Genomic DNA, 14,727 nt, shown 5'->3' on the forward strand with positions numbered 1-14,727 from the left:
CCTTGATCGCGCCGCTTGGCGCACACCAGCCAGTCCAAGCGACGCGATACCCCGGCTCTGCGTCCGGACCGCGGTCGTCTGACCAGTGTTCCTCTTGGGCAAAGCCCTTCCCTCCACGACCTCCGCCGAGAGTTGCCTCTCTTTGTTCGGTAGCATCTTCAGTACTATGGCTTTGTCCGACTTCTCATCTGCGTTCATATTTATTGCTCAGTTATTACCTTAATAAATCGGCTCGGTATGCCCACCGGGCACAGATGAGACCTCCCAGGTTCCGTACAAAGGACTTTTCCACATGCATGAGGTCTACGACTGCGCGAGGTCCGATGTCATACTGGCCAATAACGCATGACTCGATGTTGCTTTCTCTTCAGCAGTAGGAGATCAGCACCTCGGAGTTCGACCCATTTCGCAGCTCGATACTCAGCCTATGGTTTCCCCTGTGAACGCTTCACGTTTACACTCACGTGCAGCCGCGCATCACTCGGGGCTGTGGCGGTTGGCTAAACCTTACCCCATGGAGGACTTCCACCTCCTATCCTTTGCCAGCTTGTCCTGGCGCACACCGCTTCGGGTCGATAGCCGTCACCCTTTATCCTAGATCACCATAACGCTCAAACATATCAGGGATAACCCGCAGCTGTGCCTTGACCATGTTCCGGCCAGCCCGTATGCCGCGAATTTTCAACTATAAAATCAAATGAAATCAGAAAGTTATGACTACTGGAGGCATTTATACCAATGTATACCGCTGTATAACGGCTGCACGCAAGTTCTGGTAATAAATCAGCCGCCGCGTTAGTGGATGGATGAGACAGGGCGGTCCGGGGTAAGGGGGGATGGCGGGGATGAACCAAATAACTATGTTTAAAAACAATCACCTGGTGCAATCCTGCACAATAAGCTAAATATGGCAACACAGAAAAAGCTAAAAATTGCACAGAACCGAACTCTTTGCAGAGCTCCTGGCTAATCTCGGTCTGACCAGCCTCTAAACGGACCAAATAATTGCTTCTTCGGATAACTCATTTTTAATCAATTACTTAACTACACCCGCTGAGGTAAGAACTTTTTTATTCAGGTAAAGACTTTATTTTCCAGGTAAGAACATTTTTTTCCCCGGACATTAAGACGAATTTCAGGATTTTCGTCATTCGACGGTCACGCTTTTGGCGAGATTGCGCGGCTGGTCCACGTCGGTACCCTTGAGTAACGCCACATGGTAGGCCAGCAATTGCAACGGTACGCTATAAATAATGGGTGAGATGGCGATATCTACCGGTGCAATCTCCAGGATCGTAACCCCTTCGTCGGCACTCATCCCCGCGTTCTGATCGGCAAATACAAACAACTTACCGCCGCGGGCACGGACTTCCTGAAGGTTGGATTTGAGTTTATCCAGCAGTTTATCGTTGGGCGCGACGGCGACGATCGGCACGTTGGCATCGACCAGGGCAAGCGGACCGTGCTTCAGCTCGCCGGCGGGATAACCTTCGGCATGGATGTAGGAGATCTCCTTGAGTTTGAGTGCGCCCTCCAGCGCCACCGGGTACATCATGCCGCGACCGAGAAACAGGGCATGCTGCTTATCGACAAATTGCTCCGCCAATTGCCTGATCTCGCCGTCCAGCTTGAGGACCTCCTCGATCATTCCCGGCAGATGGCGCAGCTGATCCACGACCTTGGCTTCCAGTTCTTCGGACAAGCCATGGCGGCGCGCCAGTACTACCAATAATAATAGTATCGCTACCAGCTGCGTGGTGAAGGCCTTGGTAGAGGCCACACCGATCTCGGGACCTGCCCGGGTCATCAGTGAGAGCTCCGACTCACGCACCAGCGAACTTTCCGGCACATTGCAGATCGCCAGGGTATGTTCGTAACCCAGTTCCTTGGCCAGGCGCAGCGCCGCCAGGGTGTCGGCGGTCTCGCCGGACTGGGAAATGGTGATAAACAGGGTATCGGGCTGGACGACGTGCTTGCGATAACGAAACTCGCTGGCAACCTCGACATTGCATGGCAGGCTGGTAACTGATTCGAAACCGTATTTGGCAATCATTCCGGCGTGATAGCTGGTCCCGCAAGCGACAATCTGCACATTGCGTACCTGCTCGAAAATGGTCGCCGCTTTCGGGCCGAAGCTGGCTTCCAGTACCTTGTCTTCACTCAACCGGCCTTCGAGTGTTTCGGCAATGGCCTGCGGCTGCTCATAAATCTCTTTGAGCATGTAATGCGCATACTCGCCTCGCTCGACTGCATCGCTGCTGAGTTTGCTCTCATGCACCGGGCGACTGACCGGCTGGCGCCGGCTGTCATAGATCTCGACACCATCGCGGCCAAGCACCGCGACATCACCTTCCTCGAGAATATAAAAACGGTTGGTGACGGGTAACAGCGCGGCCATGTCCGAGGCAATGAAATTCTCCTCCTCGCCGATGCCAATGACCAACGGTGAGCCGCGTCGCGCCGCCACCAGTTTGTCCGGCTCCGCGTTATACACCACACCCAGAGCATAGGCGCCATCCAGATCATCCACCGTATCCTGCACGGCCAGTAACAGATCCTTGCCCTGATTGAGATGTTTATGCAGTTGGTGAACGATTACCTCGGAATCGGTATCCGAGGTAAACAGATACTCCTCGGCAATCTGGGCATGCTTGAGGCCCTCGAAATTCTCGATGATGCCGTTATGCACCAGTGCAACCGACTGCTTGCAGATATGCGGATGGGCATTGTGCGTAGCCGGCTCACCGTGAGTCGCCCAGCGGGTATGTCCAATGCCGATATGTCCCGCCGCCGGGGTCTTCTCCAGCTCTTTTTGCAGATTGGCAATCTTGCCCACCGTGCGCACCCGGTTCAGACAGGCCTTTTCGTCCAGTACCGCCACGCCGGCGGAATCATAGCCGCGATACTCCAGTCGCCTTAGCCCTTCGACCAGGATCGGGGTAATGTCACGGTTTGCAATAGCGCCAACGATTCCACACATACAATCAGTTCCTAGCTGCTAGGTCCTAGTCACTAGAACCTTTTTTAGTCGGTCGCTTCCAGCCCATCACAGTTTTCTGTTTGGTCCGGCTCAGGGTCAGGGTGTTTTCCGGGGCATCGCCAGTCAGGGTCGTGCCGGCGCCGATGGTGGCGCCGTCACCGATCTTCACCGGCGCCACCAGCTGACAGTCGGAACCAATGAAGGCGTCATCGCCGATTTCGGTGCGGTGCTTGTTGGCGCCGTCGTAGTTGCAGGTGATCACGCCGGCACCGATGTTGCTGCGCTCGCCAATGGTGGTATCGCCGACATAACTCAGGTGATTGATCTTGCTGCCTGCGCCGACCTGGCTGTTTTTCAGCTCGACGAAATTGCCGATATGGGTCTGCGCCGCCAGCTCAGTGCCAGGACGAATCCGGGCAAAGGGGCCGATACGGCTGCCGGCACCGATACGGGCGTTTTCGATCACGCTCATGGGCAGCACCTGCACGCCGTCGGCCAGCTCGCAATCCTTCAGCACGCAATTGGCACCCACCGACACGTTATCACCGAGTGTGACGCTGCCCTCAATGATGACGTTGATATCCAGTGTTACGTCCTGGCCACTGCTCAGCTTGCCGCGGATATCGAAGCGCTGCGGATCGGCCAGCGTGACACCCTGCTGCATCAAGCGTTCAGCCTGCTGCTGCTGATAGATGCGCTCCAGTTGCGCCAGTTGCTGGCGGCTGTTGACGCCCAGCACCTCAAAAGACTCGGCGGGATGGCTGACGCGTACGGCAATCCCGTCATTCACCGCCATGGCAATAATATCAGTCAGGTAGTATTCACCCTGGGCGTTGTTATTCTCCAGGCACCCGAGCCAGGCTTTCAACTTGCCGCCATTGACGGCCAGGATGCCGGTATTCACCTCGCTGATACGCCGCTGATTATCATCGGCATCCTTGTGTTCGACAATCGCCGTCACCTGCCCGTGTTCATCACGCACGATACGCCCGTAACCGGTTGGATCCTCCAGGTGGACAGTCAATAAACAGAGCTCGCGATCGGCATATTCGGTCAACAGGGCCAGGGTCTCCGCCGACAGCAACGGGACATCGCCATAGAGCACCAGGACGATATCGTCATTCTCCACCTCGGGCAATGCCTGCATCACGGCATGACCCGTGCCCAGTTGTTCCGCCTGCAGAACCCAGTTGATGGCAGGATCGGCAATCTGTTGCGGCACCTGCTCGCCACCGTGACCGTAGACCACGCTCAGTTTGGCCGGCAGCAATTCGCGCGCTGTGTCTATCGTATGTTGCAACATGGGCTTGCCGGCCAGTGGATGCAGCACCTTGGGCAGTCCGGAACACATGCGAGTACCCTGCCCCGCAGCGAGGATGACGATATTCAGTTGAGATTTGCCCATGACAGAGATTGTAGCGCGCCGGACGAATTAATTCAGCGTGGGCTTTTGCGTGGGGGCGTCCGTCGGTTGGCCCGTACCGATCCCCTGCTCGGAGGCATCGCGAATGCCCAGGATGTTGATGATAAAGACCACTGTCTTGCCGACAAACGGCGGATTCCCGTCAAACTCGATGCGCCCGTCCTCGATTCGGGTCACGCGCATGGTCACACTCTCGCCGGCGGCGTCATTGAACGTGGCTTCGGCACCGAGCCGCTGATACTCGCGGGGAACATTCTTCATATCATCGGAAAAAGTCAGACCCGGGTCATAATGACCAAACCCCTCTTCCGGGGTCAGGGTCACCTTCACTACATCCCCCACCTGGTGGCCCTCCAGCGCCTGGATCACCCTGGGAAACATCCGCTCATCCTGATCGTGCAGGTAGTCGTGGGGGATATCGGACTGCTCAAGGACCTCGCCGGCCTCATCGGTAATCGTGTAAACAAAAGTCACGATTTTATTTTTTTCCACCCGTTCTTCAGCCATGACACCTTCTCTTGATCATAAACGAAGCTGGACAGTGCAATCTAAACAACTGTTCCAGATTCATGCGTACCTTATACTCTGGCTAATTCTGCAGGTCACGCTGGCGCCAGCCTGCGTGACACCCGGCCAATACGTAGAATGTCAGGTAGCGCTGCGCCATCCCCAAAATAGCAAAGGGGCAGTATAACAACTGCCCCTTTGCTCTGACACATCCATTGTCGGGTGACGATCAGCGTTTTTTGCGCATCTTCTGGATCGTCTGCAGCTGGGCGACCGCCTCGGCCAGCTGGGCCTGGGCCTCGGCCAGCTCCATTTCGCCGGAGCGATCCTTGAGCTCCTGCTCGGCGGCCTGCTTGGCTTCCAGGGCCGCGGCTTCGTCCAGGTCGTGAGCCCGCACGGCGGTATCCGACAGCACGGTCACGTGATGCGGCTGAACCTCGAGGATCCCGCCGGAGACGTAGAAGCTTTCCTCCTCGCCACCCTCTTTGGTCACGCGGACCTCGCCGGGCTTGAGGGGGGACAGCAGCTGGGTATGGCGGGGATAGATCCCCACCTCACCGGTGCTGGCCGGCGCCACCACGACTTCCGCCGTGCCGGAGAAAATCGCCGCTTCGGCGCTTACGATATCAAGATGCATGGTCATGGCCATGTTTCACTCCTCGCCCGCTTAAAGGGACTTGGCTTTTTCCAGGGCTTCGTCGATGGTGCCAACCATGTAGAAAGCCTGCTCCGGGATGCTGTCGTATTCCCCGTCGACAATCCCTTTAAAGCCACGAATGGTGTCTTTCAGGGAGACATATTTACCCTGCGCACCGGTAAACACTTCCGCTACGAAGAACGGCTGGGAGAGGAAGCGCTGGATTTTACGCGCGCGGGACACGGCCAGCTTGTCTTCTTCAGAGAGCTCGTCCATCCCCAGAATGGCGATGATGTCCTTCAGCTCTTTATAGCGCTGCAAGGTTCCCTGGACCGAACGAGCCACGTCGTAGTGCTCGTCACCGATAACCAGCGGGTCCAGCTGGCGGGAGGTGGAATCGAGGGGATCCACCGCCGGGTAGATACCCAGCTCGGCGATCTGACGGGAGAGTACCAGAGTCGCGTCCAGATGCGAGAAGGTGGTCGCCGGTGACGGGTCGGTCAAATCGTCCGCGGGAACGTAAACGGCCTGGAACGAGGTGATGGAACCGGTCTTGGTAGAGGTGATGCGTTCCTGCAGCACGCCCATCTCCTCGGCCAGTGTCGGCTGATAGCCCACCGCAGAAGGCATACGGCCCAGCAGGGCGGAGACTTCGGTCCCGGCCAGGGTGTAACGGTAGATGTTATCGATAAACATCAGTACGTCACGGCCTTCGTCACGGAAGTACTCGGCCATGGTCAGACCGGTCAGGGCGACACGCAGACGGTTACCCGGCGGTTCGTTCATCTGCCCGTAAACCAGGGCAACCTTGTCGAGTACGCCCGATTCGGTCATTTCGTGATAGAAGTCGTTACCTTCACGAGTCCGTTCGCCCACACCCGCGAACACGGAGTAACCGCTGTGTTCCATGGCGATGTTACGAATCAGCTCCATCAGGGTAACGGTCTTGCCCACACCCGCGCCCCCGAACAGCCCGATCTTGCCGCCCTTGGCGATGGGCATGACCAGGTCGATAACCTTGATCCCGGTTTCGAAAATCTCGATGCCGGTGGCCTGTTCGGCATAGGTCGGCGGCTTGCGATGAATCGGCATGGCGTCGTCGGCACCGATCGGACCCTGTTCGTCCACCGGATTACCCAGCACGTCCATGATGCGACCGAGGGTCTTGAGACCCACCGGCACGGTGATCGGCGCGCCGGTATTGGTCACCGCGGTTTCACGCTTGATCCCTTCCGAGCTGCCCATGGCGATGGTCCGTACCACGCCGTCGCCCAGCTGCTGCTGAACTTCCAGCGTCAGGCCGGTTTCCTCGACTGTCAGTGCGTCATACACTTTCGGCATCCGGTCACGCGGGAATTCCACGTCGATGACCGCACCGATGATTTGTACGATTTTTCCAGAACTCATTGTCAGTTCCCCTGTAACTTTGCTTAAAATCTGTTATACCGCCGCGGCGCCCGATACGATCTCGGACAATTCCTGGGTGATGGCGGCCTGGCGGGCCTTGTTATAGACCAGCTGCAGGTCATCAATCAGGTTGCCGGCATTGTCGGAAGCGGCCTTCATGGCCACCATCCGGGCTGCCATTTCACAGGCGACGTTTTCCACGACACCCTGATAAACCTGGGACTCGATATAGCGCACCAGCAAGCCGTCGAGTACTTCCTTGGCATCCGGTTCGTAAATGTAATCCCAGTGGTATTCGAGCTGTTCATGCTTCTCGGCAGAAGCCACCGGCAGCAACTGTTCAATCGTCGGCTGTTGGGTCATGGTATTGACGAAGCGGTTATAGACCACGAACAGGCGATCGATTTCGCCGTTATCGTAGGCATCCAGCATCACCTTGACGGTGCCAATCACATCGGTCAGCGACGGGGCGTCACCCAGATGGGTGGTCTGCGCTTTAATGTTGCCGGTCAGTCGCTTGAAAAAACCCAGTGCCTTCTGGCCAACGGTACAGAAGTCCATCTCGACATTCTGGTCCTGCCACTGCTTCATGTCCTTGAGCACGACCTTGAACATGTTGTTGTTCAGGCCGCCGCACAGACCGCGGTCGGACGAGATGATGATGTAACCGACCCGCTTGACCTCGCGCTCCTGCAGATACGGATGGTGATACTCGGGATGGGCGAAGGCCAGATGATCGATAACGCCCCGCATCTTGTCCGCGTAGGGACGTGAGCTGGACATCCGATCCTGAGCCTTGCGCATCTTGCTCGCCGCCACCATTTCCATGGCGCTGGTGATCTTCTGCGTATTTTTAACGCTGTTGATCTGAGTGCGTATTTCTTTGCCGCTCGCCATCGCGATAAACCCCGCTTACCAGGTACTGGTGGCTTTGAATTTTTCGATTGCTGCCTTCATGGTCGCTGCAATCTCGTCGTTGTAGTCGCCGCTGTCATTGATTTGCTTGAGCAGATCCGACTGGTTCGACCGCAAATAGGCCAGCATGGCCTGTTCGAAGTCGACCACCTTTTTGACATCCACGTCATCCAGGAGGCCTTCACTGGCGGCGTACAGAGAGAACGCCTGTTCGACCACACTCATCGGCGCATACTGCTTCTGCTTCATCAGCTCGGTTACGCGTTGACCCCGTTCGATCTGCTTGCGGGTGGACTCGTCCAGATCCGAAGCAAACTGGGCGAAGGCCGCCAGCTCGCGATACTGGGCCAGCATCAGGCGCACACCGCCACCCAGCTTCTTGATGATTTTGGTCTGGGCGGCACCACCGACACGGGAAACCGACAGACCGGCGTTGATGGCCGGGCGGATACCCGCGTTGAACAGATCCGATTCGAGGAAGATCTGACCGTCGGTGATGGAGATCACGTTGGTCGGGACGAAAGCGGAGACGTCGCCGGCCTGGGTTTCGATGATCGGCAGCGCGGTCAGAGAACCGGTCTTGCCTTTGACTTCACCATTGGTGGCCTTTTCGACGAATTCCTCGTTAACCCGCGCGGCACGTTCCAGCAGACGGGAGTGCAGATAGAAGACGTCACCGGGATAGGCTTCACGACCCGGCGGACGACGCAGCAACAGGGAAACCTGGCGATAACCCCATGCCTGTTTGGTCAGATCGTCATAGATGATCAGGGCGTCTTCACCGCGATCGCGGAAGTATTCACCCATGGAACAACCGGCATACGGAGCCAGAAACTGCATGGCGGCCGATTCGGACGCGCCGGCGGTGACCACGATGGTGTGTTCCAGGGCACCGTGCTCTTCCAGCTTGCGCACCACACCGGCCACGGAAGACTGTTTCTGACCGACGGCAACGTAGATACATTTAACGCCGGTGCCTTTCTGGTTGATGATGGCATCGACCGCAACGGCGGTTTTACCGGTCTGACGGTCACCGATGATCAGCTCACGCTGACCGCGGCCGACCGGCACCATCGCGTCGATGGCCTTCAGGCCGGTCTGTACCGGCTGGTCAACCGACTTACGCCAGTACACACCCGGTGCCACTTTCTCGACCGGGGCGGGCACGGCGTTTTCAATCGGGCCCTTGCCGTCGATGGGATTACCCAGGGCGTCGACCACGCGGCCCAGCAGGGCTTCGCCGGTCGGCACTTCGAGGATACGACCGGTACATTTGACTTTGTCGCCTTCGGTGAGGTGTTTGTAGTCACCCAGAATAACCGCGCCGACGGAATCACGCTCGAGGTTGAGCGCCATGCCGAAGGTGTTGCCGGGAAATTCGATCATCTCGCCCGCCATTACGTCATCAAGACCGTGAATGCGGACCACGCCATCCGCCAGGGCGACGATGGTGCCTTCATTGCGAGCCTCGGAAGCGGCTTCGAAACCTTCGATGCGCTTCTTGATCAGGTCGCTGATTTCAGATGGATTCAGTTGCATGATTGATATCCTTGTTAAAACCTTAATGCATCAGTGTATTAGTCAGCCGCTCTAACTGACCTGTGACAGAAGCATCAATGACCAGGTCTCCGGCTCGGATGATCGCACCACCTATGAGTGATTCGTCGGTCTTGTTGACCAGCGTCACTTCACGTCCCAGGCGATTTTTCAACGCGGCGATCATGGCCTGCTGTTGCTCATCGGACAGGGGATACGGCGTTGTCACTTCTGCTTCGACTGTCTTTTCTGCTTCTGCACGCTGTTCTTCGAACTGCTGGGCAATTTCGGGCAGCACCGTCAGGCGTTTGTTTTCAGCCAGGACCTTGAGCATGCTCTTGCCGTAATCGTTGATCTTGTCGGCGCATACATCCGTGAACAGCTTGATCTTGGCGTCCTGACTGACCTCCGGGTTACCGACCAGATCCATCGCGGCATCATCCGCCGCCACGGCAGCCAGCCACTGCAGCATCTCGGACCACTCTTTAAGTTTGCCCTGCTGCTGTGCCAGATCAAAGGCGGCCTGCGCATAGGGACGTGCAATGGTGCTTTTCTCTGCCATAGTTCAGACCCCTGGATTAAATTTGCGCGACCAGATCCTTGAGCAGATCTTCGTTGGCCTTGGCATCGATTTCCCGCTTGAGAATCTTGCCGGCACCGGCAACCGCCAGGGATGCGACCTGACCGCGCAATTCTTCGCGCGCCCGGTTTACTTCCTGTTCGATTTCGGCATTGGCCGTTGCAATAATGCGTTCGCCTTCAGCGCGCGCTGTTTCCTTGGACTCTTCAACGATCTCCGAAGCACGCTTCTGAGCCTGGTTGATAATGTCCTGAGCCTGCTGTTTGGCTTCGTGCAGAACTTCCGCCGCCTTCTTTTCAGCCAGCTCTTTCTCATGCGCGCCGCGCTCGGCTGCGGCAAGGCCATCGGCTATCTTCTTCTTGCGCTCGTTCAGCGCGTTCATAATCGGCGGCCACACGAATTTCATGCAGAACCACACGAATACGATGAACGTAAGCGTTTGGCCTATGAGAGTTAAGTTGATATTCATCGCCAGAACCTTGGTTGATTAGTTCGAATGTCTGTCTCGGGTACTCGACTATTCTTAAACTCAGGCCGCAACGGCGAACAGAATATACAGGGCGATACCCACGGCAATCATCGGAACCGCGTCGGTCAGACCCATGACGATGAAGAACTGGGTACGCAGCATCGGAATCAGTTCCGGCTGACGGGCAGCACCCTCAAGAAAACGGCCGCCAAGAACACCGATACCAACCGCGGCACCCAGTGCACCCAGACCCAACATCAGAGAACCTGCGATGTATAACAGAGCTTGTTCCATTGTCTTCTCCTGTAGCTTTAAACGTTAAATAATAAAAAATAAAAATTGTTTACGTCAGTGTTCCGACTGCGCCATATCCAGATACACGATGGTCAGGGTCATGAAGATGAACGCCTGCAGCGTGATAATCAGGATATGGAAAATGGCCCAACCCAGTTGCAGGAAGCCGCCAAAAATGCCCATCGCCAGACCGCCGCTGTACATCAGCGCGATCAGGATGAAGATCATCTCACCCGCGTACATGTTGCCGAACAGTCGCAGGGCCAGTGAAATCGGCTTGGAAATCAAGGACACGAATTCCAGAATAAAGTTGACCGGAATAAACAGCGCCTGCACCAGCGGATTCCTGGCCTGAAACGGCATCATGGTCAGTTCGCCCAGGAAACCGCCCACACCCTTGTTCTTGATGCTGTAGTGCAAAATCAGATAGAACACCGCGAAAGCCATACCGAAGGTGGCGTTCGGATCGGTGGTGGAAACCACCTTGAAGTAAACGTGATGGGGATCGACGCCGAACACGGTGGAGCCGACCCAGCCGGCCAGCGAGGGCAGCCAGTCGACCGGCACCAGATCCATCAGGTTCATCAAAAAGACCCAGATGAATATGGTCAGGGCCAGCGGGGCAACCAGTTTATCCTTGCCGTGGAAGGAGCCTCTTACACTGGTATCGATAAACTCGGCAATCCATTCGACAAAGTTCTGCCAGCCGCTCGGGGTATCGGCGCTGGCGCTTTTGGCCGCCTTGCGGAACAGCCATAAAAACAGCGCACCCAGCACAATCGACCAGAGCATGGTATCGACATGAATCGCCCAGAAACCCATTTCCCGGGCTTCGGCAGCGCTATGGGCGAAGCCCCAGTTTCCGTCGGGATGCTGCCCATAGGTCCAGTTTTGCAAGTGATGCTGTATATACTCTTTTGAAGTCGTCGTTTCGCTTGCCATGGTTGTGTCAAACCCAAATTTTTATTACGAGAAACCGTTCTCCGCCGCCGCGCCGGGCTATCGGGCGCGTAACGGGCGGGCAAAAAAGTAGCCGAACTGGGCAGCGATAAAGCCGATCAATATTCCCGCGGCTTCTATCTTCAGGACCGCCATACCCAGCGCCAGCAAGGCGATAATGGTGATCAGACGAAACAGCGTGGCCTTGTAGAACTCGGCCATACGCAACACATTATCCGTCGCGTTGTTATCGCTTTCTGTCGCCAGGCTGATGCGCCAGGCACCCGCCAGGGCGCCGGCGATACCCACGGCGCCGCCGTACAGCGTCGCCAGGCCAAAATCCGTCCCCTTGTTCAGAAAAATCACGATTGCGGCCGCTACAGCCAGCGCCACCTGAATCAGGATCAACCTCAGGAGTGTGCGTCGGAAGGCAATCTTCGCCGCATTGGGCATGCCGAAGTGGGTCACTTGCGCCTGCCCTCCGAACGGGACCTCAGGTATCAGGGGCGCGTAGTATATGGGGTCGACCCGACAGGGTCAATGATGGGTGTATCACTGGAATTTATCCGCCTTTTAACAAAAGCCAATAACTATCAGTGAGTAACAGACTCGATAGCCAAACGGGTATAGTGGCTATCACTATTTGATATGGGCCAGGATCCCGTCCAGCTCATCCAGGCTGTTGTACTGAATCACCAGTTTGCCCTTGCCTTTGTTGTCGGACTGGATCTGCACCTTCGCGCCCAGTTTTTCCGACAGGTCTTCTTCGAAACGACGAATGTCGGGATCCTGGTTCTGCACGCTTTTTTTCGGTTTGGCCGGCTGCGAGAGTTTGCGCACCAGGTTTTCGGTTTCCCGCACCGACAGGCCGCGCCGGGCCACCTGCCGGGCCGCCTCGATCTGGGCCCCGCCCTGCAACGCCAGCAGCGCGCGGGCATGGCCCATCTCCATCTGTGCCGCTTCCAGCAACTCCTTGACCGCCGGCTCCAGACTCAGCAGACGCAGCAGATTGGAGACCGCGGCCCGCGAGCGGCCCACCGCATCGGCTGTCTCCTGATGGGTCAGGCCGAACTCTTCGATCAAGCGTTGCAGCGCCATCGCCTCCTCGACCGGGTTGAGCTCTTCGCGCTGGATGTTCTCGATCAACCCCATGGCCATGGCGGCCTGATCCGGCACATCGCGCACCACTGCCGGGATTTCGTGTAACCCGGCCAGTTGCGAGGCGCGCCAGCGGCGCTCGCCGGCGATCAGTTCAAAGTGACCGGCCTGGGTATGCGGGCGCACCACGATGGGCTGGACCACGCCCTGGGCTTTGATGGAGTCGGCCAGCTCCTGCAGACTCTCTTCGGGAAAATCGTGGCGGGGCTGATAACGGCTTTTGTGAATCACATCCACCGGCAACATGCGCAGGTGATCACCCTGGGGGTGTTGATCCGGCTCCGGCAGGGCCGCTTCGCCGGCCTCGTTCTGAGTCGTCTGTACCGGCGGTGAGCTGGCCGCGCCCAGCAAGGCATCCAGTCCCCGCCCCAGTCCGCGCTTTTTACCTGCCATGCCTAAACCACTCCTCCAGCACCCATCAGATTGGCCTGCTGGGCTGCCTGCAGATCCTGATCCTTGCGCAGGATCTCCCCGGCCAGCGCCAGATAGGCCAGCGCCCCGCGCGAGGTTTTATCATAAGTGATGACCGGCAGGCCGTGGCTCGGCGCCTCGGCCAGGCGCACATTACGCGGGATCACCGTGCGATAGACCTGCTGCGGGAAGTGCACAAGCAATTGGCCGGAGACATCATTGGCCAGATTGTTACGCGGATCGAACATGGTACGCAGCAGCCCTTCGACCTTGAGTTCCGGATTGACGCTGCCGCGGACCCGCTCGATGGTATTGAGCAAAGCCGACAACCCCTCCAGGGCATAGTATTCACACTGCATGGGAATCATCACCGACTGCGCCGCCACCAGGCCATTGAGCGTCAACATGTTCAGTGAAGGGGGGCAGTCGACCAGAATATAATCGTATTGATCGCGTACGCCTTGCAGACAGTCGCGTAGCTTACGCTCACGCTCACTGCTGTTCATCAGCGAAATTTCGGCGGCCGTCAGATCGCTGTTGGCCGGCAGCACGTCATAGTTAATGCCGTCGGGACGCTGCAGAATCTGCTCGACACTCGCCTCCCCCAGTAACAGATCACAGGTCGTCAGGGGCAGATCGTTTTTGTCGACACCGCTGCCCATGGTGGCATTGCCCTGGGGATCCATGTCCACCAGCAAGACCCGGCGCCTGGTGGCCGCTAAGGATGCCGCCAGATTGATGCAGGTGGTGGTCTTGCCGACCCCGCCCTTCTGATTAGCAATGGCGATAGTTCTGCCCATGATCTGATTCCCCTGTATCCCGGCGTCATTGCCGGTCGGCGACGTGCCGGACCACTAACAGATGGCGCTCCGCATCCAGCCCGGGCACCGTCAGTCGGTGGATCGTGTCCAGCTCGAAATCATCCGGCAGATCATCGAGTTCCGCTACCGGACAGGCGCCCTTCATGACGAGAAACTGGCCGTCTGGCCGGCACAAATGCCGCGCCCCCCTGATCAGTTCCCCCAGGGTCGCATACGCGCGGGCAATGATAGTATCGAAGCCCGCTGAGGATTGGAACTGCTCCACCCGCGAATGTACCACAGAAACATTTTCCAGCCCCAGTTCCGCCAGCGCCTGGCGCAAAAAGCGGATTTTCTTGCCATTGCTGTCGAGCAGGGTAAATTGCCGATCGGGGCAGGCCAGCGCCAGGGGAATACCCGGCAGGCCGGGGCCACTGCCCACGTCGAGAATCTGCTGGCCGTGCAGATAGGGCACGACCACCAGTGAATCCAGCAGGTGGCGGGGGATCATCTGCGCCGGCTGGCGCACCGCCGTCAAATTGTAAGCGTGGTTCCATTTTTCCAGTAAGGCAATGAAATCCAGCAGCTTTTGTTCAGCCTGCGGCGGCAGAGAGAAGGGGAGTTCCCCCGTCCGCCGCGCCAGCTGATCCGACAGTGTGTTATTCACTGTG

The 14,727-nt window shown here is 57.4% G+C and carries 16 protein-coding genes; all 16 read right to left on the reverse strand.

The window, feature by feature from the left end; genetic code table 11:
- Window positions 1-620: 620 nt before the first annotated feature.
- The 16 genes from U5J94_RS03365 to rsmG all read right to left on the reverse strand — a co-directional run bounded on the left by U5J94_RS03365 (window position 621) and on the right by rsmG (window position 14,723).
- The gene (locus U5J94_RS03365) at window positions 621-1,001 is read right to left on the reverse strand and encodes a hypothetical protein (protein ID WP_322564223.1); all 381 of its coding nucleotides are present in this window, start codon (window positions 999-1,001) and stop codon (window positions 621-623) included.
- A gap of 146 nt (window positions 1,002-1,147) precedes the next feature.
- Window positions 1,148-2,980: a glutamine--fructose-6-phosphate transaminase (isomerizing) gene (gene glmS, locus U5J94_RS03370; RefSeq protein ID WP_322564224.1), complete on the reverse strand. Its 1,833-nt coding sequence runs from the start codon at window positions 2,978-2,980 to the stop codon at window positions 1,148-1,150.
- A gap of 25 nt (window positions 2,981-3,005) precedes the next feature.
- Window positions 3,006-4,385, reverse strand: a complete 1,380-nt coding sequence (gene glmU / locus U5J94_RS03375; RefSeq protein WP_322564225.1) for a bifunctional UDP-N-acetylglucosamine diphosphorylase/glucosamine-1-phosphate N-acetyltransferase GlmU — start codon at window positions 4,383-4,385, stop codon at window positions 3,006-3,008.
- A 27-nt stretch (window positions 4,386-4,412) separates the two neighbouring features.
- Window positions 4,413-4,910 (reverse strand): FKBP-type peptidyl-prolyl cis-trans isomerase, encoded by a 498-nt coding sequence (locus U5J94_RS03380; RefSeq protein WP_322564226.1) that lies wholly within the window; start codon window positions 4,908-4,910, stop codon window positions 4,413-4,415.
- A gap of 229 nt (window positions 4,911-5,139) precedes the next feature.
- The gene (locus tag U5J94_RS03385; protein WP_322564227.1) at window positions 5,140-5,559 is read right to left on the reverse strand and encodes a F0F1 ATP synthase subunit epsilon; all 420 of its coding nucleotides are present in this window, start codon (window positions 5,557-5,559) and stop codon (window positions 5,140-5,142) included.
- Window positions 5,560-5,577: 18 nt separating this feature from the next.
- Window positions 5,578-6,954, reverse strand: a complete 1,377-nt coding sequence (gene atpD, locus U5J94_RS03390; protein ID WP_322564228.1) for a F0F1 ATP synthase subunit beta — start codon at window positions 6,952-6,954, stop codon at window positions 5,578-5,580.
- Window positions 6,955-6,987: 33 nt separating this feature from the next.
- A complete protein-coding gene (gene atpG / locus U5J94_RS03395) occupies window positions 6,988-7,851 on the reverse strand; it encodes a F0F1 ATP synthase subunit gamma (RefSeq protein WP_322564229.1) in 864 nt (287 codons plus the stop codon).
- Between the two features lie 15 nt (window positions 7,852-7,866).
- Complete coding sequence (atpA, locus tag U5J94_RS03400) at window positions 7,867-9,408, reverse strand: F0F1 ATP synthase subunit alpha (RefSeq protein WP_416224147.1); 1,542 nt, start codon at window positions 9,406-9,408, stop codon at window positions 7,867-7,869.
- A gap of 22 nt (window positions 9,409-9,430) precedes the next feature.
- Window positions 9,431-9,967, reverse strand: a complete 537-nt coding sequence (locus U5J94_RS03405; protein WP_322564230.1) for a F0F1 ATP synthase subunit delta — start codon at window positions 9,965-9,967, stop codon at window positions 9,431-9,433.
- A 16-nt stretch (window positions 9,968-9,983) separates the two neighbouring features.
- Window positions 9,984-10,454, reverse strand: coding sequence for a F0F1 ATP synthase subunit B (locus U5J94_RS03410; RefSeq protein WP_322564231.1), 471 nt, complete (start codon window positions 10,452-10,454; stop codon window positions 9,984-9,986).
- 60 nt (window positions 10,455-10,514) lie between these two features.
- Window positions 10,515-10,748 (reverse strand): F0F1 ATP synthase subunit C, encoded by a 234-nt coding sequence (gene atpE / locus U5J94_RS03415; protein ID WP_134080306.1) that lies wholly within the window; start codon window positions 10,746-10,748, stop codon window positions 10,515-10,517.
- Between the two features lie 54 nt (window positions 10,749-10,802).
- On the reverse strand, window positions 10,803-11,690 hold the full coding sequence (atpB, locus tag U5J94_RS03420) for a F0F1 ATP synthase subunit A (protein ID WP_322564232.1): 888 nt from the start codon (window positions 11,688-11,690) through the stop codon (window positions 10,803-10,805).
- A gap of 57 nt (window positions 11,691-11,747) precedes the next feature.
- Complete coding sequence (locus U5J94_RS03425) at window positions 11,748-12,155, reverse strand: ATP synthase subunit I (protein ID WP_322564233.1); 408 nt, start codon at window positions 12,153-12,155, stop codon at window positions 11,748-11,750.
- A gap of 171 nt (window positions 12,156-12,326) precedes the next feature.
- Window positions 12,327-13,238 carry a ParB/RepB/Spo0J family partition protein gene (locus U5J94_RS03430; RefSeq protein WP_322564234.1) on the reverse strand — a complete coding sequence of 304 codons (912 nt, stop codon included), beginning with the start codon at window positions 13,236-13,238 and terminating at the stop codon, window positions 12,327-12,329.
- A gap of 2 nt (window positions 13,239-13,240) precedes the next feature.
- Complete coding sequence (locus tag U5J94_RS03435) at window positions 13,241-14,056, reverse strand: ParA family protein (RefSeq protein ID WP_322564235.1); 816 nt, start codon at window positions 14,054-14,056, stop codon at window positions 13,241-13,243.
- A 25-nt stretch (window positions 14,057-14,081) separates the two neighbouring features.
- Window positions 14,082-14,723 carry a 16S rRNA (guanine(527)-N(7))-methyltransferase RsmG gene (gene rsmG, locus U5J94_RS03440; protein ID WP_322564236.1) on the reverse strand — a complete coding sequence of 214 codons (642 nt, stop codon included), beginning with the start codon at window positions 14,721-14,723 and terminating at the stop codon, window positions 14,082-14,084.
- Window positions 14,724-14,727 lie beyond the last annotated feature (4 nt).

The sequence above is a fragment of the Thiohalophilus sp. genome, from assembly GCF_034522235.1.
Taxonomy (GTDB): domain Bacteria; phylum Pseudomonadota; class Gammaproteobacteria; order UBA6429; family Thiohalophilaceae; genus Thiohalophilus.

Bases quoted from the DNA above. Each gene is read 5' to 3' on its own strand.
- U5J94_RS03430 (WP_322564234.1), bottom strand. From the start codon at position 13,238: ATGGCAGGTAAAAAGCGCGGACTGGGGCGGGGACTGGATGCCTTGCTG.
- atpE (WP_134080306.1), bottom strand. From the start codon at position 10,748: ATGGAACAAGCTCTGTTATACATCGCAGGTTCTCTGATGTTGGGTCTG.
- atpD (WP_322564228.1), bottom strand. From the start codon at position 6,954: ATGAGTTCTGGAAAAATCGTACAAATCATCGGTGCGGTCATCGACGTG.
- atpA (WP_416224147.1), bottom strand. From the start codon at position 9,408: ATGCAACTGAATCCATCTGAAATCAGCGACCTGATCAAGAAGCGCATC.
- U5J94_RS03385 (WP_322564227.1), bottom strand. From the start codon at position 5,559: ATGGCCATGACCATGCATCTTGATATCGTAAGCGCCGAAGCGGCGATT.
- U5J94_RS03380 (WP_322564226.1), bottom strand. From the start codon at position 4,910: ATGGCTGAAGAACGGGTGGAAAAAAATAAAATCGTGACTTTTGTTTAC.
- glmU (WP_322564225.1), bottom strand. From the start codon at position 4,385: ATGGGCAAATCTCAACTGAATATCGTCATCCTCGCTGCGGGGCAGGGT.
- atpG (WP_322564229.1), bottom strand. From the start codon at position 7,851: ATGGCGAGCGGCAAAGAAATACGCACTCAGATCAACAGCGTTAAAAAT.
- U5J94_RS03405 (WP_322564230.1), bottom strand. From the start codon at position 9,967: ATGGCAGAGAAAAGCACCATTGCACGTCCCTATGCGCAGGCCGCCTTT.
- U5J94_RS03410 (WP_322564231.1), bottom strand. From the start codon at position 10,454: ATGAATATCAACTTAACTCTCATAGGCCAAACGCTTACGTTCATCGTA.
- atpB (WP_322564232.1), bottom strand. From the start codon at position 11,690: ATGGCAAGCGAAACGACGACTTCAAAAGAGTATATACAGCATCACTTG.
- U5J94_RS03435 (WP_322564235.1), bottom strand. From the start codon at position 14,056: ATGGGCAGAACTATCGCCATTGCTAATCAGAAGGGCGGGGTCGGCAAG.
- glmS (WP_322564224.1), bottom strand. From the start codon at position 2,980: ATGTGTGGAATCGTTGGCGCTATTGCAAACCGTGACATTACCCCGATC.